Here is a 22,056-nt window from a genome sequence, read left to right as displayed (position 1 = left end):
AAATCAGAGGAGCGTGCTATATTTTACGCCATTAGCTGTGTCTAGATCGCAGCGCAAAACTCAAGTGTGCGCGGTGACGGTGTGAGGATTTGCCAATATGTTGAGATCTTGACGGCTCCCATGAACGTGAATCAGGAGAAAGGACTGTGAAATTACACTGGTTACTACCCAGTACTATTGGAAGTATCTTCATGCTGTCGTCGCCAGCAATGGCTGCGAGACTAGAATCTTGGCGTTTTGATGTCAATCAAAACAAACTGGAAATTAATACTTTGGGGGATGTTCAACCCCAAGCACAACTAATTTTTAATCCGACTCGCTTGGTAATTGATTTGCCAGGAACGACATTCGGGCGTCCCGAGCTAACCCAACAAGTTGGTGGTGCAATTCGCGCTATCCGCATCGGGCAATTTGACGAACAAACAACGCGCATAGTCGTCGAATTGACCTCTGGTTATACTTTAGATCCTAAGCGAGTGCAATTTGTGGGTACAACTGGCACTCGCTGGATAGTGCAATTACCGACGCCAGAAGCGGAAAATATATCTTATACAAATACTCAAGAGCAACAAGTAGATACAGAAACTTCACCGAGAACATCTACACCAGCCCTCTCTCCGAGAAATATTTATAATGTGGTGACCACAGGCTCTAATCCACCTAACAACGGAACAGTAGTCGCCAGAGTTACTCAAATTGACAACTTACGAATCACAGGCGATGGCTTTTTTATCGCCACCAGTGGCGGTAATCCTCAGATTAAAGTAAATCGTAGCAGCGATCGCCAGGAAATTAACATCGACATCGCTGGTGCAACTCTATCACCAAATTTAGAGCAGCGAGATTTGCCGATTAATCGCTACGGGGTCAGCCGCATCCGATTTTCCCAACCAGAAAGTAGCCCGTCTGTTGTTCGCATGACCTTACAGGTGGACAAAAATGGTTCTGACTGGCGAGCAACTACCAGTAGTGCTGGTGGTTTCATAGTTCTGCCCAGTCGTGGTATTGCCCAGTTACCAAGCAATAATACTCCACGCCCCGTCCCACTTGCGAACAATTCACCTGCCACTATTGAGTCTGTGGAACTAACTGGTAATGGCACACAACTGTTAATTAGAGCCGATCAAAATTTATCTGCTACAGCCGGCTGGGACAGAAGCTCTGGGCTATTCCGCATCACTATCAACAATGCTCGATTAGCTCCCAAAGTTAAAGGCCCTAGTTTTAATAATAATAGCCCTATCCTTCGTGTTCGCCTGCAACCACAAGCAGCCAACATTGTTACAGTCTTGGTGCAACCAGCAGCCGGAGTGCAAATTGGCGAACTCAACCAAGTCGGCGACCAGCTTTTGGCTCTAGAATTACGACGCTCTACTAGCATTACACCGCCCATTGTTTTACCTCCTCTACCATCACTAAACCAAGGTCAACTTCCCAGCCCCACAGATAATCCTCGTCCTATATCTCAGCCACAGCCACGCCCCTCGGTTCCTAGAGGAAAATTGCTTGTAGTGCTTGACCCAGGACATGGTGGAAAAGACTCAGGCGCCCCTGGTTTGGGAGGACTCCTAGAAAAGGATGTAGTCTTGCCTATTGGTAGAAAAGTAGCAGCAATTTTAGAGCAAAATGGCGTACAAGCTGTGCTAACACGGGACGCTGACTTTTTCGTAGAACTTCAGGGACGGGTAGATATTGCTGAGCGAGTCAACGCAACTTTGTTTGTTAGCATTCACGCTAATTCGGTTGATAATCGCCCTGATGTCAATGGCTTAGAAGTCTATTATTACGACAGCGGTTATGCTCTGGCTGAAGTAGTTCGCAATACCATCCTCAATAACATTGGTACTTTGAAAGATCGGGGAACCCGCAAAGCTAGATTCTACGTTCTCCGGAAAAGCTCCATGCCCTCGATTTTAGTGGAAACAGGTTATATGACTGGTCGAGAAGATAATCCTAGATTAGCAACACCAGAGTATCAAAATCGGATGGCACAAGCGATCGCTAGTGGCATCCTCAAATACTTACGGCAGAGGTAGTATAGTACAAATTACTTATTCCAGAGTTTGTATTTAGATTTTTTGCGTACAGAATTTAGTGGTAAATTTGTAAATTCTCTGCTAAATTCTGTATCTTATATCCAAAAACCTAAATCAATATCTGCCTGTGTATTCATCTTCCATCTTTGAAGAAAATCTTGACTATTTTGCCGAGCGAGAACCCCAACGTGCCCCAATTGGTATCTTTGATAGTGGTGTGGGAGGACTGACGGTACTACGGGAACTATATCGTCAACTTCCTAATGAATCAGTTGTCTACTTTGGGGACACAGCTAGGCTTCCTTACGGAATTCGCTCACAAGCAGAAATTTTACAATTTACGCGTGAAATCCTCACCTGGCTACAACAGCAGCGGGTAAAAATGGTGATTATGGCTTGTAACACCAGTTCTGCGCTAGCATTAGAAATTGTGCGTCAAGAATTTAGCATACCTATACTAGGAGTGATCCTACCAGGGGCAAGAGCAGCAGTACAGCAAGGAAAGCGCATCGGTGTAATTGCCACTCCCGCAACGGCTAAGAGTAATGCTTATAAGCACGCTATACTCGAAATTAATCCTAATGTCCAAGTTTGGCAAGTTGGATGTCCGGAATTTGTGCCACTGATTGAGCAAAACCGCATTCATGACCCTTATACTGCCCAAGTAGCAAGAGGCTACTTGGAGCCTTTATTAGAACAGGAAATTGACACTTTAGTCCACGGCTGTACCCATTATCCTCACCTGACACCAGTGCTGCAATCGCTCCTCCCCTCCCAAGTCCAGTTAGTAGACCCAGCTGTCCATGTTGTCGCAGCTTGTGCCCAAGAACTAGACTTACTAAGTTTAAGAAATACCTACCTACCACTACCAACTCGCTTTGCCGTCAGTGGTTCTCCACAACAGTTTTCCCAGTCCGCAGTCCAGTGGTTAGGCTATACTCCTCTGGTTGAAGAGGTTTGCTTTACTGATATTGCTATTTCTCAACTTTAATAAAATTTATTCGTCCATAGTCATTGGTCATTAGTCATTTGCAAACAACAAACAACAAAGGACAAATGACTATGGCCTATTGACTATTAACCGCTTGAGTCACTTTCGTCCTTACTGATATCTCCTGCTCATGCTTTACTTCAACAGATGAAGCAAAATTTTTAGCAACAGTCTTTGCACCCGTCCGCTTTGCTAATGCTAATAACAGGTAGACTGTGAACAAATATCCAGACGCTAAAATAAAAATCATCATAGGTACACTTCCGTAAATCATTGTTCTACCAGCACCCTTAACAACAAAATTTCATTAAATTAGTAGAACTTCAGCCAACTAAGTACATTCTTGGTGTCTGTAGTTTGCTATGGTAAATCTACCTAGAGAGATTGGATTCTCTACGGACAAATAATTTATTATGCAACTTTTTGCAGACCATACATTCCACAGCAGTTAAGTTGCCTAGAGACAACCTAATACTGCAATTCTCAGCGGTCTACTGGATCTGCCTTATTTTTGCTCACACTACTGTCAAAGGATTAACCCTTGCGCCCAAAGCGCGCTAAAGGCATGTAGCTTTGAGCCAACAAGGGCATAAAGGAGACCTTTAATACCTACTTGACGTTAGCCTACCGTTAGCGACGTTTATTTAGCGTCTCGCAGAGAAGGAGCGTCACCCGAAAGGCTTCCCATAGGGATATCGCATAGCTCCCTACTAGGAGTTTTGCATATCGTTAGAAAAATTAAAGGAGCTATCCCCTGAATTTTACCAACGAATAGTTATTTTATACACACAACTTCTTACTCAGTAAAATTACTTATTAAGTAACTTTACTTTTGCTGTGTGAGTATTTTAAAAATTTAAAATTCCTATATTTTAGCGTAACACAATAGCCCTGAATTTTAAGCCTACTCGTCTGGTRAATTTCAAATTTTTTCAATGGTTAGACTTCAATTAGAAAAAAATTTAGTCTGAGACTAGTGAAACAATCCACATTTTGTCAATTTTGTCAATAATCAATATTACTTAATTTGATTTCGTTGTCTTTGTAAATGACAATGTAAAAATGCGACAGGTAAATACCCTGATATCTTGTACCAGTTGTTTGATTCCAATTTTTGTAGAATGGGCACTGCTAAACCCTGATTTTATTTTGTACACAAACTATTACAAAATCTTACAAAATCTGAGTTACACGAGCTTCGACTAACACTCTTCTCATATTTTCTAGAAGTCATATTCATTTTAAGCATAATTGCTTATTTACAAAACCAGTATTAGCTATATTTTCACCAATAGACTTATAAGTATGGGATTAGCTGATGAAAACTTTGCGCTGGCACTGGGTTATCTTAAAATGAGTAAAGGATATGTAAACTTTCGTAACCTAAGTCAGAGTCCGCCCATCCATGACCCCAGCCACCTCCCTGTTTACCCCTGTGGAAGCAGACCTGCGACAACTAGCAGATAACCTCAAACAGCTAGTTGGAAATCGCCACCCCATTCTGTTTGCAGCAGCCGAATATTTATTCGGAGCTGGGGGAAAGCGTATCAGGCCAGCAATTGTCTTGTTAATATCGCGGGCAACAATGTTAGATCGAGAAATTACACCACGTCATCGCCGCTTAGCTGAAATTACTGAAATGATTCACACAGCAAGCTTAGTACATGACGATGTGGTAGATGAATCAGATATGCGGCGAGGCGTTCCCACGGTTCATAGTTTCTTTAACAGTAACCGTATTGCCATACTAGCAGGAGACTTTCTTTTTGCCCAATCTTCTTGGTATTTAGCAAACTTAGACAATTTGGAAGTGGTAAAGCTGCTTTCAGAAGTCATTATGGATCTGGCTACTGGGGAGATTCAACAAGGATTGAAACGTTTTCATGCTAGTCTGTCTATTGAGACTTACCTTCAGAAGAGTTATTACAAAACAGCTTCCTTAATCGCTAACAGTTCTAAAGCAGCTGGCTTACTGAGCGAAGTCTCTAGAGAAACTGTTGAGCATTTGTATAGCTATGGCCGTCATCTTGGTATAGCATTTCAAATTGTCGATGACATTTTGGATTTCACCAGTACAGCAGATACCTTGGGTAAACCAGTGGGGTCGGATCTCAAAAGTGGTCATCTGACTGCGCCTGTCTTATTTGCTTTAGTAGAAAAACCATACTTAGAAGTCCTGATTAAAAGACAATTTGCTCAAGAAGGGGATTTAGAGCAAGCATTAGCACTGATTCAAGATAGTCAAGGTATACAGCAAGCCCAAGAATTAGCTGCCGATCAGACTAAATTGGCAATTGAACATATTGCAGTTCTGCCACCGTCAGAGTCCAAGCAGGCATTGATTAACATAGCTGACTATGCATTGAGTCGGCTCTATTAAATTACTTGTCAATCACGGAATTTTAGATTTTGAGTTTTGCGAAAAGTAGAGCCAGTACTTCCTCAGCGCCTTGGATCGGAATCTTTGTTTCCCAACTTAAAGCAACTGGCGTTGAGCGGAGGTTTCCTCCGTAGACGCTTTGGGGTGAGGGAGTCGCAGTCTTATCTACAAGACGCTACGCCTTCGTGTAGCGTTCCGAATTTTATTTTTTGTAGGTTGAGTTGAGGAACAAAACCCAACAGAGACCCAAATATTGGGTTTGGTTGCGTTCAACCCAACCTACAGTTAAGATTTTCATACTCTTTTTATGGTGGGTTGTACTTAGCAGAACTAAAGAAAAAATTGAGAATTGTTCGCTGCTAACTATTTTTTTATCAATTTTAGATATAGCAAAGACTTGAAAATACTAACTGTAGGTTGAGTTTACTGTAAGAGAAGCCAACAAATCCACAAATGTTGAGTTTCGTTGCTTAATCTAATCTACGAATAGTAAATAAAAAAATGAGAATTGTTCACTGCTAACTATTTTTTAATTAATTTTAGGTATTACAAAGCGATAGGGAAAAAAATGGTTTCTTGATTCAGCAAATTTTTTCAGGCAGATTAAAAATTGAAAATTTTTCCAAAATTTATGAGCACCAGAAATCGGTGCTCATAAACTTTCAAAATAGAGATTGGGTTGTATCGAAAAAATCTCACACCCAAAACTATTCTATGCAATATCAGGGGGTATGTGTTTAGGCGATCGCATCTGTCGTAGCTGTTGTTGCATGAGTTTTTCTAGGTCAGTTCGCTGAACTTGAAAGGTATGAGTGGTCTGACCCGGCGTTTCCAAAAAAACGATACTATCTACGGGTTCTAATGCCAGCAATTGAAACAAAATATGGGTAACCGGAACAATTTTAGTTAGCATTTGAGGGTCAAGCCCAGCAGTGGAAATTAGGGAGACATCCTGTATGGTAGGAAAAGCGTAAATCACCTGCTTTTCCAATTCTGGATTAGTACGATTGCTCAACGTAGTTAAAACCCAGTTGCCCTCCGAACTTTGGAGAATATAGTACTGGGAGTAACGTAATTTTTGAGCGATCGCTCTCAGGGCAGGAGCAATTGCTGTAATCAGATTTGGTGTTATACCATCGCGGGGTGCATTGTCAATCAGCAATTGAATTTGTGTTTGTAAATCCATAATGACTTGTATACGGCTCCTGGGTAATGGCAATAACATCTATCAAAATGTGAACAATCCCATAAAACTTGGGAATAATAAAATCAGACACATCTTCAACGTAGGATTGGTCTGCGTTTAGCTTATACGCAAAACTCAAAAAGCCAACACCCACGGTCGTACAGGTTGTATTTAAATACGTTAGGGTCTTTTGAAAACCGAGACTATGAATTCAGCCGCAACCGCAACTATTCCATCTGCAACTATTCTGGGAGAAAATTCTATTGGTGTGGAGGCGATCTTTCAACTCCTGTCCAGGGAGTTTCAGCAGTCAACTAAAGCTTCAAAACAAAATTGCCACGATATAGCAAGACGAATTACCACCGAAGTCTACCGGATTTGCAGTGAAAGCAAACGTATCCAAGCTTCTGGGACTGTAGAAAGCTCGGCACTCACCCTCGCTAGACATCGGCTGCAACAGTGTCTCAGGTACTATCAGTTGGGTTCAAATCGGGGCAGGGTAGAATTACACAGTACTTTGAGCGCTATTATTTATCGTTACATTAATCCTCCTCAGAAGCAATTAAGCTATCAAGGACGGCTGACTATAATTGAAGATTTTCTACAAAGTTTTTATCTAGAAGCATTAAACGCTTTTCGGCGAGAAAATCAACTCGGTGCTACTTATCGTCCACAAACGCTTCTGGAATTGTCTGAGTACATGGCATTTACCGAACGCTATGGTAAACGACGAATTCCCTTACCAGGCCGTCAGCAGCAGCTAATTATCCTGCGAGCGCAAACTTTCTCCCAACAGCAACCCCCTGAAACCAGCGTAGATATAGAACAAGCCGCAGAAGGTAGCAATAGTGAAGCTGACGGTTGGGAAGAACCAGCCATCCAGCAATTGCGCTCCACAATGGCAAGCCAAACAGAATCCGAACCCGAAGAAGACACATTGCGCTCCGTTGTGATTACTGAATTAATGAATTATCTCGAACAACGGCAACAATCTGACTGTGCTGATTACTTTTCGCTTCGTCTCCAAGATCTATCAGCACAGGAAATTGAGTCGGTTTTGAGTTTAACCCCTCGTCAGAGAGATTACTTACAGCAACGCTTCAAGTATCATTTAATTCGATTTGCTTTGTTGCATCGTTGGGAATTAGTTCACGAGTGGCTAGAAGCTTCATTGCATACCAACTTAGGCTTAACTCCTCAGCAATGGCAAGTATACACAGCACAGTTGGATAACAAACATCGGTCTTTACTAGAGTTGAAGCAACAAGGACAAAGCGATGAGAAAATAGCTAAAACTTTAGGGCTGTCAATGGCACAACTGCAAAAACGATGGTTTAAGATTCTTGAACAAGCTTGGGAAATTCGTAACTCATTAGTGTCCGGATCAAGTGCATCTACTCATGAATAGTGACTCAGAATCCTTACAACACGAGTGTCTCTATTGGTTATTGACAGATAATGTCAAAAACGGGGAGTATCCCTCGTTAGAATGTAAGGAAAATGACGGGGTAAAAAACCTCTACAACGAAGCCACTGCTTCAAAAAACAGTGAGCTAAAATTGAGAGGAAAGCCCCAGGCCTTTCAACTGGGAGAAATTCCTACTGTGCAAGATCGTTTCCAAGCCGTCCTTAAGCGTCGGTTACAAATCCAAATCCAAGACCACCCACCGTTGTTTCCTTGGGAAACACAATTAACTGACTATCCCGATTTTGTTGATGAGCCGTCAATGACGCTCGTTCCTACCTGGGGATGGATGGCACAACAGTCGAAGTTGAATTTGCCGATTCCCCTGCCAGAAAGAGTTTTTCGGCAACTGCTAGAACAGTGTCAGGCGTTGGTTACATCTTCAGTACCGCTGGGAGCAAAATTAGTTCAAGTGGTGGAGAACTTTTTTCCAAATGAGTCTCAGGCACTCAATGATATAGCGGGGTTAGTGCTGAGAAGCACCTATCGTTCAGTGAATACTCTGGATAAGATGCCTGAAATTCAGAGTGATTACTCAGATTTACAACCCCGTCAACAGATGGCTTTGTCATTGCTGGCAGCAAAACAATTGCTGGAAAATCTGACTCTACCACTTTCAGCAACTAGTCCAGTGGTAGAAAGACAATGGCTGACCAGTGTTGGTACTTTAAACATTAAAATAGAGTACCAATCTCTAGGTAAACTTACGAAGTTACTTGTTCGAGCTGATTTACCTGTTAAAGGAACTTTGACATTGCGGGGAAGTGGCACCATAGCAATGACAACATCTTCGAGTTCCGGATATTTAAGTGTAGAGTTAGGCTGCGAGCAACTTAACTCAATTTATACCCTAGAAGTTGAGTTTCCAGAAATAGACGAACAACCTTTGTTGTTTGTGATTAGCCCCACTATGTAGTCTAAATTGCTACCGCTAGCACACTACATCACTCAACGCCGATATATTAAGATGACTTTTCCCCTAGCTGTTGCTTTGGGGCTTTGTTTCTCTTTCGAGTACTGCTAGCAACAGGGTGCTTACTTAATGTAGGTTGCCATATTTTTGGCATATGTAGACTTACCCCATAACACCAATTTTGGATAAAAAAACTCTGGCAAATAGAATTCGCGGCGATACAAATTCTCCTTTGCCTGCACGGACTAGAGAAATTTAAGTAGTCGCAAAGCCTGGGGAAAGAGTTGATTGGGTGTGTTGTGCTGATTTCGCCACGCCTCTATTTTACCAAGCCATCAATTTTTCACTTATAGACGCTTAACAAACAGGATAAGAAAACTTCGCTCAACGGGAATACTTAAAAGTAGGCGGTCAGTTCCGTCTTTAGCATTGTTTCCGTGGGATCTACACCTTAGACTCGAAATGTTTAACTTATCTAGGATGAATCGGTTTTGGCGTCTCCCTACAGATAATTTCAGGCAGCAAAATACACAGGGTTCGCCTTTGACAGAAGTGGAAGATTCAATTTCCTTACGGGTGCTGGTGCTAGCGTTAGTTATTTTGGGAATTGTGGCAACGGATATCGCTGCTGAGACTTCATTCAGTCTTTGGGCGTTACCCTTGAGTATAGTAGGTGCGATTTGGAGTTACTATCGTCGCCGCGATCGCAATGTTGCAATAAAGTTCTGCATCGCCATCGGCATGTTAATAGCACTGGGTGCTTTCTTTGGGCGGTTAGTGACAGAGTTGAATGATACACGCTTAGGTTTAGCAGAGTTATTGATTCAACTACAGGTATTGCACAGCTTTGATACACCCCGCCGCAAAAATTTGGGTTATTCGATTGTCATCGGATTGATTTTATTAGGTGTGGCGGCAACACTAAGTCAAACTTTAGCATTTGCACCCGTGTTGCTGTTATTTTTAGCGATCGCTCTGCCAACTTTAGTGTTAGATTACCGTTCGCGTTTGGGTTTGCAGTCATTAAAAACGCAAACACAAAAAATACCTAAAGGGAAATTCTCAAGTTTAAATTTTAAATTTTTAATTATTAATTTTTTTATAATTGTTGGTCTCGGACTGGCAATTTTTGCTGTTTTACCAAGGTTACCTGGTTATCAATTACGAAGTTTTCCTGTAAGTTCTCCAATAGATATTAAAGGCAGTTTTACAGGACGTACTATTATTAATCCCGGTTATGTCCGTCAAGGTAATAGTAATAATCAACGTAATGGTACAGGACAAAACCAAACTGGTCAACCAGGAAAAGTAGATAATAATTTTTACTACGGTTTTAATAGCCAAATCAACCAAAACCTGCGGGGCGAGATGAAACCCAAGGTTGTGATGCGAGTGCGATCGCAAGCTGAGGGTTTTTGGCGAGTGTTGGCATTTGACCGTTATACAGGTAAAGGATGGGAAGTTTCTCGTAATGAAGATGTTACCACCATCAGACGATCGCCTTGGTCTTACCAAATTTTTATTCCCCCACCTTTAATTACTGGTAAAACTCAAGAAGTCGTACAAACTTATACAGTGGTGTCGGATTTGCCGAATCTAATTCCAGCAATGGCTAATCCCAAAGAGCTTTATTTTCCTACACCAATGATTGCAGTTGATCAAGAAAACGGCTTGCGATCGCCTGTGGAATTATCAGAAGGCGTAACTTATACAGTACTTTCCGAAGTACCATACCGCGATCGGACTTTGTTAGGTCAAACTTCTACTAAATATCCACCAGATATTAAAAACCATTATCTCCAAATCCCGCCCGAAATTGCCCAAAAAGTCAGGCAACGCACCGAAGAAATCCTCGCCAATTACAATCAACACCAGGTAGGAAAGTCGTCTAAAAGTCTGGATTCAGCTTATGAAAAGGCTCTTTACTTAGCTCAATACCTGAAGCAATACTACTCTGTTCCACAAAATCCCTTAGAACTACCTTATTTAGATGAAAAACAAGACTTGGTAGAAGCTTTTTTATTCAAGTACAAAGGAGGCTATCCAGACCATTTTTCTACAGTTCTCACGGTGATGCTGCGTTCCATTGGTATCCCAGCGCGGTTAGTGGCGGGGTTTAGTCCGGGAGAGTTTAATCCATTCACCGGGATGTATGTTGTCCGTAATACAGACGCTTACGTGATGACAGAAGTGTATTTCCCTAAATACGGCTGGTTTGCCTTCGATCCAATTCCCAATCATCCCTTAATACCCCCCTCAATTGAAGATACTGAGACTTTTAGCGTGTTGCGGCAATTTTGGCAGTGGGTTGCTGGATGGTTACCTTCTCCAGTAACAGGTTTATTGAATAATGTATTTGGGACAATATTTAACTGGATTGGTAGAGCGATCGCTTGGTTTTTAGCTTTATTCTCTCAAGGTTGGTTCGGTGTTTTGACTGGCTTAATCTTGAGTACTACCATAGCTTTCTTTGGTTGGCTGGGTTGGGGACAGTGGCGAGAGTGGCGTAATCGTCGATGGTTAAAGAAATTACCAGCGATGGAAAGCCTTTATCAACAAATGCTGCAATGGACAGCGCAAAAAGGTTTAGGTAAACATCCTGCACAAACACCGTTAGAGTATGCCAGAGTTTCATACCAACATCATGCACCAACAACTGCTGAGGTAATAGATGAAATTTGTCAAGCCTATGTTAGCTGGCGTTATGGTGGTCATACACCTAACTTGATACGATTGCGAGAAAGCTGGCAAGGTTTGAAAAAGACTGACTTGAGGTAATAGTAACTTAACTAAGCTGTGAGCGCCCCAGTTCTAAACTTTAAGTACTAATAAAACTGAAATTACTTATGAAAATATTAGTTACTGGCAACCAAGGAATGATTGGTTCGGTTGTTGAAAAAGTTTTGCGTGCTGACGGATGTGAAGTGATTGGCTTTGATATTGTAAGTAGTGATAATATTTTAAATCCAAAGCAAATCCGTTCTGCTATTCAAGGTTGCGATGCGATTATTCATCTAGCGGCACTGCTTGGAAGCCCAGAAGATTCACCAGATGAAATAATGGCAGTCAATCTTCTTGGCACTTGGTATATTCTAAGTGCGGCAGCAGAGGCAAAAGTGAAACGTATCGTTTTCTTTAGCAGCGTTGATGCATTGGGAATCTTCAAAGGTGAGAGAAAACCGGATTATCTTCCCTTGGACGAGAATCATCCTTGTTATCCAGCCACTCCTTACGCTGTTTCCAAGCGGCTTGGTGAAGAAATGTGCCGATATTTTACTGATAGTACAGGTATCTCAACTATTTGTTTGCGACCACCTGGTGTATTTAATAAAGAGACTTATGATTTTATTATTTCTAATCGGCGAGCCAATCCCGATTTTGAATGGGATCCATTTTGGGAATACGGCGCTTTTCTTGATGTGAGAGACGCAGCTGAGGCTGCACGCTGCGCCTTACACTGCCCAAATCCTGGTCACGTAACGTTGTTACTATGTGCGGATGATATTTCTTCAGCCCATCGAACTAGTCAAGAAATGGCTCAATCGCTACTTCCTGAAGTCGATTGGCGCGGTGGTTGTGAGTATGAACATCAACCTTATAAAGCTCTGATTAATAATTAACTTGCAAAAGATATTCTTGGTTGGGTTCCGCGTTATAAATGGCGAATGTAAAGTATTCTCTCACAACAACAAGCTGTTCCAAATCTAAGACTCGAATAAAAATGTCTCGCCTTTTAGATATTTACTACAAAGCTTTTCGGTAACATAGGGTATATCTTGTGACAAGCAATCATGTTCATTCGGCTGTGATGCGAGAAACGCAAAATTATCTATTGTTGCTGCAATAAATAATGTCTCTAAAAAATTTTGATAGTCATCAGACAGTTGGCGCACGTTGTGATAGCCACTAAGAAACGATTTCCGATTTTCGGGGAATAGATGTTTAAGTGTAGAAGCAATGTCATAAAGATAGTAACCAAAGCCACACCGGGAAAAATCGATTGCTCGCGCTTCACATACATGAAAAATGTAATTATTTTCATTCAGATCTGCATGAATTAAGCCCCAATTAGAGCGTGTTTTTTCTAGTGCCGTCATCACATCACCAATTCGCTGCACCACAGTCTCAAGCACAGTGAAATCAGCAACAGAGATTGTACCAACATCTACTAGCGATCGCAGCTCTATCAGTGAGGCGTATAATTGCTCCCAGTCATATTTTGGTCGTGTGAAGTCTAAAGGTAATTTCCAAAAGCTAGTATGCTGGTGCAACCTAGCCATAAGTTCGCCAACTCGCCAAGCCTGTGTCAGTGTGGGTTGGCTGTCGAGGGGAGAACCATCGACCCAATTTAGTAGTGTACAGTTTAGCGTTTCGCTGGTTTGAGCGATTGCAACAGAGGTAACGAAAGTGCCACTCTGGTTTTGCACCGGGTATGGCACGACTAAATCGGTATCTTCATGCAACGCGGTAAGCCACATTAGTTCCGATTCAATAACAGCCTGTTGTTGCCAAATGCGATCGCAGCACCGAGTAATTGGATAATGGATACGTAGAAGAAATAATCTTTGACCGTCAAACTCTTTGGATGTAGCAGAATTTTCACTACTGAAAGTGTCAACACGAAACGTCACATTTTCGCTATGACCCAAAAATACCAATTGACTTGCACTGATATTGTAGTCAGCCAGCGCAGTTAAAGCCAAACGCTTCCAATCGATTTTGCTTGGTGTCAATTTCCGAGCCAGATACTTATTTCAAACAATATAAATGTATGTCATTTGGATACCTTATACCAGTACTATTTTCACTATATCTTTGGGTATATTTTTAGGAAAATTAGCTAATAAATGGCTAAAAAAAGCAGACATTAATTTAAAAGCGAAGGCTGGCGTCTATTTAAGCGTTGTAACTCCTGTTTATTGGCGATAACATGTAAATAAGTTTATTACAAGCTTCTCAAACTACGTTTGTAGTTAGTTTTTTATGGACATTCAATTAATCAACATCGGCTTTGGTAACATCGTGTCTGCCAACCGAGTAGTTGCCATTGTCAGTCCAGAGTCTGCCCCAATTAAGCGGATTATTACCGATGCACGGGACAGAGGTCAACTGATTGATGCAACTTACGGTCGCCGGACTAGAGCTGTAATTATCACTGATTCCAGCCACGTAATTCTCTCAGCAATTCAGCCGGAAACGGTAGCGAATCGCTTTGTGATTTCCCGCGAGCATCAAACTGTAGATAATTGACTAGCAGTGGGTTAAAATCCCACTATATTTGCAGCATATCGGCATTACCATGTGAATTAGACGAATTTTTTGTCACCAATACTACAAATTCTGTAGTTAATGGTGGGCTTGGCCACAATTACAAGACTAATAAATAATATCTATTGATTAATTCACAGGTTAAACGGATGATCCGAGTTTTACCCATCCAGAGTAGCGCTACTACCAAAGAATCTCCTAATCCAGGCAGGTTAATTGTCTTAACTGGCCCCAGTGGGGTCGGTAAAGGCACTTTAATGCGATCGCTCTTACACCGTCATCCCCAACTGTATTATTCCGTATCAGTGACAACTCGTTCTCCCCGTCCTGGGGAAATTGATGGCATAAATTATTACTTTATTAATCACAGTCAGTTTGAACAATTAATTGCTGAAAGTGAATTATTAGAGTGGGCAGAATTTACAGGCAACTATTACGGCACTCCCCGAGAAGCTGTACTTAAGCAAATTAATTCTGGCAAATTGGTATTGTTAGAAATTGAGTTAGAAGGAGCAAGACAAATTCGTGCTTCCTTCCCCAGTGCCTTCAGCATTTTTATTTTACCGCCTTGTTTTGAGGAATTGGAGAAACGGATACGCCTTCGCGGTCAAGACTCTGAAGATGCGATCGCTCGTCGTCTGCACCGTGCCCACGAAGAAATTAAAGCCGCAAATGAATTTGACCTTCAAATCGTTAATGACGATTTTCAAACTGCTTTAAATGACATCGAAGCGGCTTTGTTTAAATAACACAGTATTTTTAACAACATACCCACCTTTAGCATTAATAAACAAAGGACACAAAGAAAAAGCTTTGTGTCCTCTTTTACAAAGCTCTCAGCGAAGGTTTCCTTTGCTCATAACTTTGTACTTTGTCATTTGTTATGTGTCATTTGCCCTTTGTTCTTTATCATTTTCTGTTTGTAATTACTAACCAATGATTAATGCTTCTCTACGAGAGGCTGCGCCAACGGCTTCTGATAACGAAGACGCTCTTGCTAGCTTGTTGCCCGCAGGGGTACGCTCAGCACAAGTGACCAATGACTAATAACTAATGATTAAATTAACCAAATAAACCTCGAATTAGTTCCAAATTCCCAATCAAAAAGTAAGCAACTACTGCACCACCAATACCACCAATTAAGAAAGAACTGGCAAAGTTATTCCAGCTTTCATTGGAGTTAAAAGCATCTGTCGGAGGATTGGGTACAGTAACACTAGCAAGTGCTTTCGGAGGATTACTATTGGCATATAAAGATAAAGCACCGGTTAAAACAACAACTAAACCGATCGCTCCTAATAAGCCAGCTAAATTCGCATCAGCTGTATCCCGCAGTGGACCCAATTTGGCAAAAGGACCGAACAGCCAGTAGCCATGAGCTGCTCCCACTTCTAGCGCACGTCTACCAGGACTCAGACCTGGACGATAGGCAGGTAAGTTATTAATGAACCACTTGATCAAGGGAGAAGAATTAATCGGGGTTTCTAGGTTACCTAACTGTGGATTGCGGAATGCTGGAAAAACAACTTCCTGATTTCTCGGATCGCTAGGAAGGTCTTTGGATGCATTTACTGCTTGCGCCATATTTTATGTTCGCCTCTCAATTAAAATAAATGGTGGCATTTTTATATTAATAATAATTGTAGCTAAAGATGTCTTTTACTTAGCAAGTTTAGAAAAATTAATTTAGCTTATTTAAAAACTGTGAAACTCGCGATATATAAATTAGATCGCGAGTTTCAAAAAACTCTTTTTGCTGTCTATTTGGGCGATAATTTTGCTTAGTTAGTTTAAACATACTAACTAAACAATTTTAGAGAATTATCCTAAATCTCATTTTCCACTTATGGTAGTGGGTGGAAAAGTAAATCTGGGAAAAAGCGGTTGAATTCAATCACAATACCTGCTGTGATTGTCAACCAGATAGTAGCTGCCACTGGCGCTGTGGAAATAAATTTAACCAAATAGGATGATTGGTCGCCTTTGTCTGCCATGAATTTAGTCTCCAAAATTAATTAGTGAAATCGATTTAGCGTGGGGAAACGGGAATTTCTGAATCTTTGGCTGCTAATTTATTAGAGAGTAATTCTTGGACTGCTGCTAGTGGCCAAGTAAAGCCTGAGGCCATTATGGGTAGTGCCAAAGCTAGGTCGATTTGGATTTCTTTTTGTTCGGGGTCAGATTCCTTTTTAATCGCTATCAGATAGGTACGACCTACCCAGCCAATCCAACCAGTAATATATAGAAATAGAATGCTAGGGATCAAAAAATCACCAGCACGATCTAAACGGCCATCAACAATCAAGTGGGGGTAACCCTCAGGGCCGCACAGCGCTTGAGAATAACGCTCAAACCGCTTTTGTCCTGATTGTGGGTCACTAGTAGTATTACGGGCATTAGCTGCTAGCTCTTGAAAAGCGGGAGTGTCTTTACACGGTGTCAAGTTAGCCCCTAAAGCTTTTGCTGGGGAGGCAAAATTGCACCAAAGACAAATCGCTAAAATCAAAGCAAACAATCGTCGCATAGAGTGTTTCCTTTTATTACAAAACAAAAAGTTCTTTGTACAAAACGAAGCGGCTTGTACAGTCTTTATTTGCATAACTAGGAAGTCATCATACTCTTGGGTGGGAACCGAGTAAAGTTTAAGTAAATAAAAGTTAAAGCTTCTCAATCAGAACTCTCAATGGCAACCGTTTTAGCAATAGAAACCAGCTGTGATGAAACTGCCGTCGCAATTGTGAACAATCGTCAAGTTTGCAGCAGCATCATCGCTTCGCAAATTCCAGTCCATCAGCAATATGGTGGGGTAGTACCAGAAGTGGCGTCCCGCCAGCACTTGGAAACGATCAATCAAGCGATCGCTCAAGCTCTACAACAAGCCAAACTAGACTGGGAGGAAATTGATGGAATTGCTGCCACTTGTGCCCCTGGACTCGTAGGAGCGCTGTTAGTAGGATTAACTGCTGCCAAAACCCTGGCAATGGTACATAACAAACCTTTTTTGGGAGTTCACCATCTCGAAGGCCACATTTACGCAACTTACTTGAGCGAGCCAAGTTTAAATCCCCCTTTCCTTAGCTTACTGGTTTCAGGCGGACATACAAGTTTGATTTATGTTAAAGATTGTGGTGTCTACGAAACGCTAGGACAAACTCGTGATGATGCTGCTGGTGAAGCTTTTGATAAAGTAGCGCGATTGTTAAAGCTCGGTTATCCGGGTGGTCCAGTGATTGACAACCTGGCGCAACAGGGGAATCCCCAAGCCTTTGTTTTACCAGAAGGAAAAGTCTCTTTACCTGGTGGCGGGTTTCATCGTTATGATGCAAGTTTTAGTGGGTTAAAAACGGCTGTATTGCGTTTAGTACAGCAACTAGAGAAAGATACTACACAAATGCCTGTAGCAGATGTAGCAGCTAGCTTTCAAGATACTGTAGCGCGATCGCTAACCAAAAGAGCGATCGCCTGTGCCTTAGACTATGGTTTAGACACAATTGCTGTTGGAGGCGGTGTAGCTGCCAATAGTGGTCTGAGAAAAAATCTCCAAGCTGCCGCTATTAAACATAACCTACGCGTCCTATTTCCTCCTTTGAAATTCTGTACTGACAATGCCGCCATGATTGGCTGTGCCGCCGTTGACCATCTATCGTCTGGTCATACATCTCCCCTGACATTAGGCGTTGAATCCAGATTAGCCCTGAGTCAGGTGATGAAGTTGTATCAATACTGAAGGACTGGGGACTAGGGACTAAAGAAAATTTCTTCCTAATACCCAGTCCCCAATGCCCTATTGACTCTTAACTACTGACCTGATGTAATCAGCTACTGCATCCGGCTGCTCTAACATAGCCAAGTGTCCGCAATTAGGAATTTCTAAAACATTGTCACCACAGTATTGAAACAATCTGTGAAAGCTAGCTAAATGGCGGACATACTTGGGTTCCATAACTTTGTCTTCAGCACCAGCCAAAAAATAAACTGGCTGCTTGAGTTGGGATACCAGCTCGGGTAAACGGTTGATTTCTTCTTCAGTTGTTGAGTCTAACAGAGTTCCTAGCGCCGCTTCTGGGTCAGCCACAACAAAATCAATCACCCGCTGACGCGCCCAGTAGCGCTCTAAAGGACGTGCCACACTGGCTCTGGTAAACAGCAAATCAATCAAAGGCACTTGGGAGAGCCAGCGCGGACGGATTTGTAAAAATTTCTGACCTGCTGAGCGAAACTGTTCAAAAGCTTCTTTAAGGTAAATACCACCACCAGCATTAATACAGATAACTCCCTTAACACACTCAGGTATTCGATCTGCTCCCCATAGAGCGATCGTACCTCCTAAAGAGTGACCAATTAGCCAAGCACTAGTAATATTTAGCTGTTTGAGAAGAATTGCTAAATCCTGAGCATAGCCAGCAGGAGTATAAAGAGAATCGAAAGGTGAGCCAACCCCACTACTGGAGAGCGGCGTCAGACTCACAGACGTTTGTGCCCGACTAAAATCGCTTTTTACCTGAGACTGGGATTCACCAAAACCTCGCAAATCATAGGACAGGCACTGCAAATCATCTGATAGGCGGGAAATMACAGGTTGCCAATATCCACGGCTATTGAGCCAACCGTGGATAAATACTAAAGCATCGGGGCAGGAAGTAGGAGCCGTTAGCTCGTATGCGTGTGGAACGCCTAAGATTTCAATAGTTGCCATACTTATATCGTACCCCTAAGGGTGGGTGCGACTAAATACGAAGTGTCAAGAGTCAAACGATTTTGGATTTTAGATAAACCCCACCTGATTGAAGGGTAGGGAAATAAATCCAGCAGATTTCAACAAGTCTGAAGTACACCATCTAGGTCTGCTAGCTAGGTAGAGAACCTATTCTATTTATTTTTAGGAGTTCCCTAAATCTAAAATTTAGCGAGGAACCAAGAGTGTTTTCATTTCCCTAACAACCTGTGTCGCACCCCTTCAGCAATTTTGTGACCCAGATATTCAGGAATCAGGCTTTCATTGGGCCCCAACAAGTAAAGAATTAGTCGTGTACGTCCGCGCCATACGAGTAAATTGGCATTGACTACCAACAGATCTTCTTGCCAAATGGCGTACATCACTTTGTAAAATAAGCCTGGTTGATTATCAGCTTCAATTACTAACGCAGGTAGATGAAAAACCGGATCGACATAGAACTCAGTTTGTACCTGCTCTAAGCCAGTGTCGAGATTGAATTCTACTGCCAGCATTTCTTCTACCTCAAACCGACCTCCTAAAGCCTCACGAATGGCGCGACAGACGTTTTCTGCGGTTTTATCGGTCAAGGCTTTACTACCACGAGATACCAACAGTTTAATGAAAACTAGCATCGGCGGACGGATCTGACCGTATAGACTCAAACCGTGGATTGTTAATCCATAAGCTGCTAATACACCAAAAATATCGCTGAGAAGAAAAGATTGGTTGCGGTACGCAAAATGCAAGGCACTTTTGCYACCTTCCGGTTTGAGTTCAATCACAGCGCGTCTAGTTTTATACAGACGGTAAGCCAGGCGTAAATTTTGCAGTTGAATCTCACTACTGACAAATTGCTCATAAAACTGGGGAAACGCTCGGTTAAAGCGCTTTAGGAGTTCGAGTGTCGAAGATTTTAAACCAGAAGCCATTGTTAAGGGTAGACTCGCTTGCTTTGGTCACCTGGGGACTAAGAAGTAGGTGTTGGGAACTGGAGAGTGGGAATTTTCCCAGATATTTAAATCTCTGAGATAGTATTCACTCTTAAACTAACGTGCATTTCAGCTGCATACCAAAAATTCACAGGATCTTTGCCATAATTGGGTTTTTCTGTTTTATTTGCAGAAAAGTCACAGCGGCGGCTTGGGTCGTTTCCTACAGAGTCAGACAGAGGAATCACAACAGGGCATAATTTATGAATTACTTATATTCTTCCCTTTTGCTGAATTTTTACTAGGCTTTACAACAAAATGCTAAAGTTGAAAATGATTGGTGTGAAACATGCCCTAACTGGCTGTTACCATTACGAATCTGGCAAACAAGCCAAAAATTTTGATTGCCAAGTGTAGTAAATAAAGCTAGCTATGTTAAGCATGAATCAACACTCAAAGAGAGTGTAAACCAATTCAGTTATATTACCCGAACCACGTTGGCATGGGTTTTTGGAAAACTTGGTTTAGTACTCCTGAGTCTGTAGCGACAACTAGGACAAACTCTTTTGAAGAACATACAGCGCAAACTGCGGGCAACTCCAGCCTTAGTAGTGTTAGCGAAGCTTCTTCAAAAGAGGCTCGTATCGTCTTCAGTACAGAGCGAGATATCGATCTGTATGAACTAGAAGAACTCTGTGATGCAGTTGGTTGGTCGCGTCGTCCTCTAAGAAAAGTCAAAAAAGCCATTGAGCATAGTTTTCTTGTCGCCTCAATGTGGCAAGTCAGAGGAAACCAAAAACGGCTCATTGGTTTTGCCCGCGCTACCTCAGATCACGCTTTTAATGCCACTATTTGGGATGTGGTAGTTCACCCAGATTTCCAAAATCAAGGACTGGGCAAGGCACTAATGAAATACGTTCTCAAAAAACTTCGCAGTGAAGAGATTAGTAATGTGACTCTGTTCGCCGATCCTCACGTTGTGGACTTCTACCGAACTATGGGATTTATGCCAGATCCAGAAGGTATAAAAGGCATGTTCTGGTATCCTCACTAGCACCCAATTCAATAAAACCCGATTTGCACAATAAATCAGGTACAGTAGTGAAGTCTATTATTTTGATCTAGTTTGGCAAGTTCAGCCGCCAAGCAATTTTATGTTTTCTAAAAAGAAGTTGGCAGAAAAACCTTTATTCTATGTAAAGATGTATTTATGTTGTCTATAAAGACAGTAAAGAAAATTATGAATGAGTCCTAATTATGTGATACTATGATTTTAATGCTTATGCAAAAGCGCGATCGCTTTAGTGGGAAGTTAAAACCGAACCGCAAAAAGTAGATAAATATTGCCGGGATGTAGCGCAGCTTGGTAGCGCGCCTGCTTTGGGAGCAGGATGCCGCAGGTTCAAATCCTGTCATCCCGATTTAGTTAATAATTTGATTAATCAAACCCAGACTTATTAATGAATTTGGGTTTAATTAAATGTAAAATTAGAAAAATTAAGTATATTAAATTGCGCTCAGCTACGGAGATTGTTAGCAAATCTCTATGTATGAGTATGTAGAATCAATTATTTTCTTGAGGTTTTGGTATCTGAGCAATCAACTAAATCTACAAAATCTCTGAAAAATTTCTGCCATCTAAAGAGAATAAATTAGAGTTTTGTTGCTAAGGTGTGCAATTAAGTTGTATATTTTTACGCATAAAATCAATTTTCTTGTTTTGCTCTTGGGTTAACTTTTGAGACATAGTAACTAAGTTTCCTCTTTTAAAAATCAGATACTCCTGATACTATTCATTGTATAAATTAAAGAAAATATTTAATTAATCCCAAATGGAACGATTGATAAAGTCATAGCGTCACCCATTATCAGAGAAAGTCAATAAGATGGCATTTATTAGCTTTCAGATCAAATAAAATTTCACTGTTTAACAAGCCATAAAATAGGCATCTACAAGATTTGGCAGTGAATAGCCTCACCAAATCGATAAAAACACAACATTAGTACAGTCAATTTGTAAAGGCGATACTATATCAACGCTAAATAGGTAGAATTATTTCACTTTGACTGTTGACTATTAACACTCAACTGACATACGACTTGTTTACAAATAAATTTTCACAACTAAAATAGATTGCTATATAACTGAAGCTAGTTGGTGCTGTGCAAAC

The 22,056-nt window shown here is 41.5% G+C and carries 19 protein-coding genes and 1 tRNA gene; 12 read left to right on the top strand and 8 right to left on the bottom strand.

Translation table 11 applies throughout. From position 1 onward, the window contains the following. The first annotated feature begins 146 nt into the window (after window positions 1-146). Together FCR06_RS00455 and murI are read left to right on the top strand one after the other, a co-directional pair. The gene (locus tag FCR06_RS00455; RefSeq protein WP_138496902.1) at window positions 147-2,036 is read left to right on the top strand and encodes an N-acetylmuramoyl-L-alanine amidase; all 1,890 of its coding nucleotides are present in this window, start codon (window positions 147-149) and stop codon (window positions 2,034-2,036) included. Window positions 2,037-2,163: 127 nt separating this feature from the next. Further along, complete coding sequence (gene murI / locus FCR06_RS00450) at window positions 2,164-3,027, top strand: glutamate racemase (RefSeq protein WP_138496901.1); 864 nt, start codon at window positions 2,164-2,166, stop codon at window positions 3,025-3,027. A gap of 76 nt (window positions 3,028-3,103) precedes the next feature. Here murI and FCR06_RS00445 read toward each other — a convergent pair whose 3' ends face one another. Further along, window positions 3,104-3,301: a hypothetical protein gene (locus FCR06_RS00445; RefSeq protein ID WP_138496900.1), complete on the bottom strand. Its 198-nt coding sequence runs from the start codon at window positions 3,299-3,301 to the stop codon at window positions 3,104-3,106. Between the two features lie 1,131 nt (window positions 3,302-4,432). Between FCR06_RS00445 and sds the strand changes: the two genes are divergently transcribed. Then, complete coding sequence (sds, locus tag FCR06_RS00440; RefSeq protein ID WP_138496899.1) at window positions 4,433-5,407, top strand: solanesyl diphosphate synthase; 975 nt, start codon at window positions 4,433-4,435, stop codon at window positions 5,405-5,407. A 712-nt stretch (window positions 5,408-6,119) separates the two neighbouring features. Here sds and FCR06_RS00435 read toward each other — a convergent pair. Next, a complete protein-coding gene (locus tag FCR06_RS00435) occupies window positions 6,120-6,593 on the bottom strand; it encodes a hypothetical protein (protein ID WP_138496898.1) in 474 nt (157 codons plus the stop codon). A 205-nt stretch (window positions 6,594-6,798) separates the two neighbouring features. Here FCR06_RS00435 and hetZ point away from each other — a divergent pair, with 205 nt between their 5' ends. The 4 genes from hetZ (at window position 6,799) to FCR06_RS00415 (ending at window position 12,591) form a co-directional block, all read left to right on the top strand. After that, a complete protein-coding gene (hetZ, locus tag FCR06_RS00430; protein WP_138496897.1) occupies window positions 6,799-8,001 on the top strand; it encodes a heterocyst differentiation protein HetZ in 1,203 nt (400 codons plus the stop codon). Then, on the top strand, window positions 7,994-8,974 hold the full coding sequence (locus tag FCR06_RS00425) for a PatU (protein ID WP_138496896.1): 981 nt from the start codon (window positions 7,994-7,996) through the stop codon (window positions 8,972-8,974). The genes hetZ and FCR06_RS00425 overlap by 8 nt, the downstream gene beginning before the upstream one ends. Before the next feature lie 459 nt (window positions 8,975-9,433). After that, complete coding sequence (locus FCR06_RS00420) at window positions 9,434-11,749, top strand: DUF3488 and DUF4129 domain-containing transglutaminase family protein (protein WP_223279995.1); 2,316 nt, start codon at window positions 9,434-9,436, stop codon at window positions 11,747-11,749. Between the two features lie 68 nt (window positions 11,750-11,817). Beyond that, window positions 11,818-12,591 carry an NAD-dependent epimerase/dehydratase family protein gene (locus FCR06_RS00415; protein ID WP_138496895.1) on the top strand — a complete coding sequence of 258 codons (774 nt, stop codon included), beginning with the start codon at window positions 11,818-11,820 and terminating at the stop codon, window positions 12,589-12,591. Between the two features lie 84 nt (window positions 12,592-12,675). Here the strand turns inward: FCR06_RS00415 and FCR06_RS00410 are convergent, their stop codons facing one another. Beyond that, complete coding sequence (locus FCR06_RS00410; RefSeq protein ID WP_138496894.1) at window positions 12,676-13,704, bottom strand: phosphotransferase enzyme family protein; 1,029 nt, start codon at window positions 13,702-13,704, stop codon at window positions 12,676-12,678. 250 nt (window positions 13,705-13,954) lie between these two features. Between FCR06_RS00410 and remA the strand changes: the two genes are divergently transcribed. Both remA and gmk read left to right on the top strand, forming a co-directional pair. Beyond that, complete coding sequence (gene remA, locus FCR06_RS00405; protein WP_041233849.1) at window positions 13,955-14,221, top strand: extracellular matrix/biofilm regulator RemA; 267 nt, start codon at window positions 13,955-13,957, stop codon at window positions 14,219-14,221. Between the two features lie 167 nt (window positions 14,222-14,388). Next, on the top strand, window positions 14,389-14,988 hold the full coding sequence (gmk, locus tag FCR06_RS00400) for a guanylate kinase (RefSeq protein ID WP_138496893.1): 600 nt from the start codon (window positions 14,389-14,391) through the stop codon (window positions 14,986-14,988). A gap of 313 nt (window positions 14,989-15,301) precedes the next feature. On the opposite strand, the gene FCR06_RS00395 is transcribed toward gmk, so the two are convergent. The 3 genes from FCR06_RS00395 to FCR06_RS00385 form a co-directional block, all read right to left on the bottom strand. Next, a complete protein-coding gene (locus FCR06_RS00395) occupies window positions 15,302-15,823 on the bottom strand; it encodes a photosystem I reaction center protein subunit XI (RefSeq protein WP_138496892.1) in 522 nt (173 codons plus the stop codon). Between the two features lie 260 nt (window positions 15,824-16,083). Further along, complete coding sequence (gene psaJ, locus FCR06_RS00390) at window positions 16,084-16,233, bottom strand: photosystem I reaction center subunit IX (RefSeq protein WP_138496891.1); 150 nt, start codon at window positions 16,231-16,233, stop codon at window positions 16,084-16,086. A gap of 35 nt (window positions 16,234-16,268) precedes the next feature. Then, entirely contained in the window at window positions 16,269-16,763 is a 495-nt protein-coding gene (locus tag FCR06_RS00385) for a Photosystem I reaction center subunit III (protein ID WP_138496890.1), read from the bottom strand. A 159-nt stretch (window positions 16,764-16,922) separates the two neighbouring features. Here FCR06_RS00385 and tsaD point away from each other — a divergent pair, with 159 nt between their 5' ends. Next, window positions 16,923-17,966: a tRNA (adenosine(37)-N6)-threonylcarbamoyltransferase complex transferase subunit TsaD gene (gene tsaD, locus FCR06_RS00380; protein WP_138496889.1), complete on the top strand. Its 1,044-nt coding sequence runs from the start codon at window positions 16,923-16,925 to the stop codon at window positions 17,964-17,966. A gap of 57 nt (window positions 17,967-18,023) precedes the next feature. Here the strand turns inward: tsaD and FCR06_RS00375 are convergent, their stop codons facing one another. Further along, a complete protein-coding gene (locus tag FCR06_RS00375; protein WP_138496888.1) occupies window positions 18,024-18,935 on the bottom strand; it encodes an alpha/beta fold hydrolase in 912 nt (303 codons plus the stop codon). A gap of 230 nt (window positions 18,936-19,165) precedes the next feature. Further along, complete coding sequence (locus tag FCR06_RS00370; RefSeq protein WP_138496887.1) at window positions 19,166-19,885, bottom strand: hypothetical protein; 720 nt, start codon at window positions 19,883-19,885, stop codon at window positions 19,166-19,168. A gap of 502 nt (window positions 19,886-20,387) precedes the next feature. Here FCR06_RS00370 and FCR06_RS00365 point away from each other — a divergent pair. Both FCR06_RS00365 and FCR06_RS00360 read left to right on the top strand, forming a co-directional pair. Continuing rightward, window positions 20,388-20,939 carry a GNAT family N-acetyltransferase gene (locus tag FCR06_RS00365; RefSeq protein ID WP_138496886.1) on the top strand — a complete coding sequence of 184 codons (552 nt, stop codon included), beginning with the start codon at window positions 20,388-20,390 and terminating at the stop codon, window positions 20,937-20,939. 293 nt (window positions 20,940-21,232) lie between these two features. Beyond that, window positions 21,233-21,306: transfer RNA gene (locus FCR06_RS00360), tRNA-Pro, on the top strand. Window positions 21,307-22,056 lie beyond the last annotated feature (750 nt).

This window comes from Nostoc sp. PA-18-2419 (assembly GCF_005869855.1).
Lineage (GTDB): Bacteria > Cyanobacteriota > Cyanobacteriia > Cyanobacteriales > Nostocaceae > Nostoc.
Note: the sequence above shows the minus strand (reverse complement) of the source record. Positions and strands in the feature narration are given on the sequence as shown.

Excerpts from the sequence above, each read along its gene's own strand:
- FCR06_RS00445 (WP_138496900.1), bottom strand. The coding sequence starts at position 3,301 with ATGATTTACGGAAGTGTACCTATGATGATTTTTATTTTAGCGTCTGGA.
- sds (WP_138496899.1), top strand. The coding sequence starts at position 4,433 with ATGACCCCAGCCACCTCCCTGTTTACCCCTGTGGAAGCAGACCTGCGA.
- FCR06_RS00435 (WP_138496898.1), bottom strand. The coding sequence starts at position 6,593 with ATGGATTTACAAACACAAATTCAATTGCTGATTGACAATGCACCCCGC.
- hetZ (WP_138496897.1), top strand. The coding sequence starts at position 6,799 with ATGAATTCAGCCGCAACCGCAACTATTCCATCTGCAACTATTCTGGGA.
- FCR06_RS00425 (WP_138496896.1), top strand. The coding sequence starts at position 7,994 with ATGAATAGTGACTCAGAATCCTTACAACACGAGTGTCTCTATTGGTTA.
- FCR06_RS00420 (WP_223279995.1), top strand. The coding sequence starts at position 9,434 with ATGTTTAACTTATCTAGGATGAATCGGTTTTGGCGTCTCCCTACAGAT.
- FCR06_RS00415 (WP_138496895.1), top strand. The coding sequence starts at position 11,818 with ATGAAAATATTAGTTACTGGCAACCAAGGAATGATTGGTTCGGTTGTT.
- remA (WP_041233849.1), top strand. The coding sequence starts at position 13,955 with ATGGACATTCAATTAATCAACATCGGCTTTGGTAACATCGTGTCTGCC.
- gmk (WP_138496893.1), top strand. The coding sequence starts at position 14,389 with ATGATCCGAGTTTTACCCATCCAGAGTAGCGCTACTACCAAAGAATCT.
- FCR06_RS00395 (WP_138496892.1), bottom strand. The coding sequence starts at position 15,823 with ATGGCGCAAGCAGTAAATGCATCCAAAGACCTTCCTAGCGATCCGAGA.
- psaJ (WP_138496891.1), bottom strand. The coding sequence starts at position 16,233 with ATGGCAGACAAAGGCGACCAATCATCCTATTTGGTTAAATTTATTTCC.
- FCR06_RS00385 (WP_138496890.1), bottom strand. The coding sequence starts at position 16,763 with ATGCGACGATTGTTTGCTTTGATTTTAGCGATTTGTCTTTGGTGCAAT.
- tsaD (WP_138496889.1), top strand. The coding sequence starts at position 16,923 with ATGGCAACCGTTTTAGCAATAGAAACCAGCTGTGATGAAACTGCCGTC.
- FCR06_RS00365 (WP_138496886.1), top strand. The coding sequence starts at position 20,388 with ATGGGTTTTTGGAAAACTTGGTTTAGTACTCCTGAGTCTGTAGCGACA.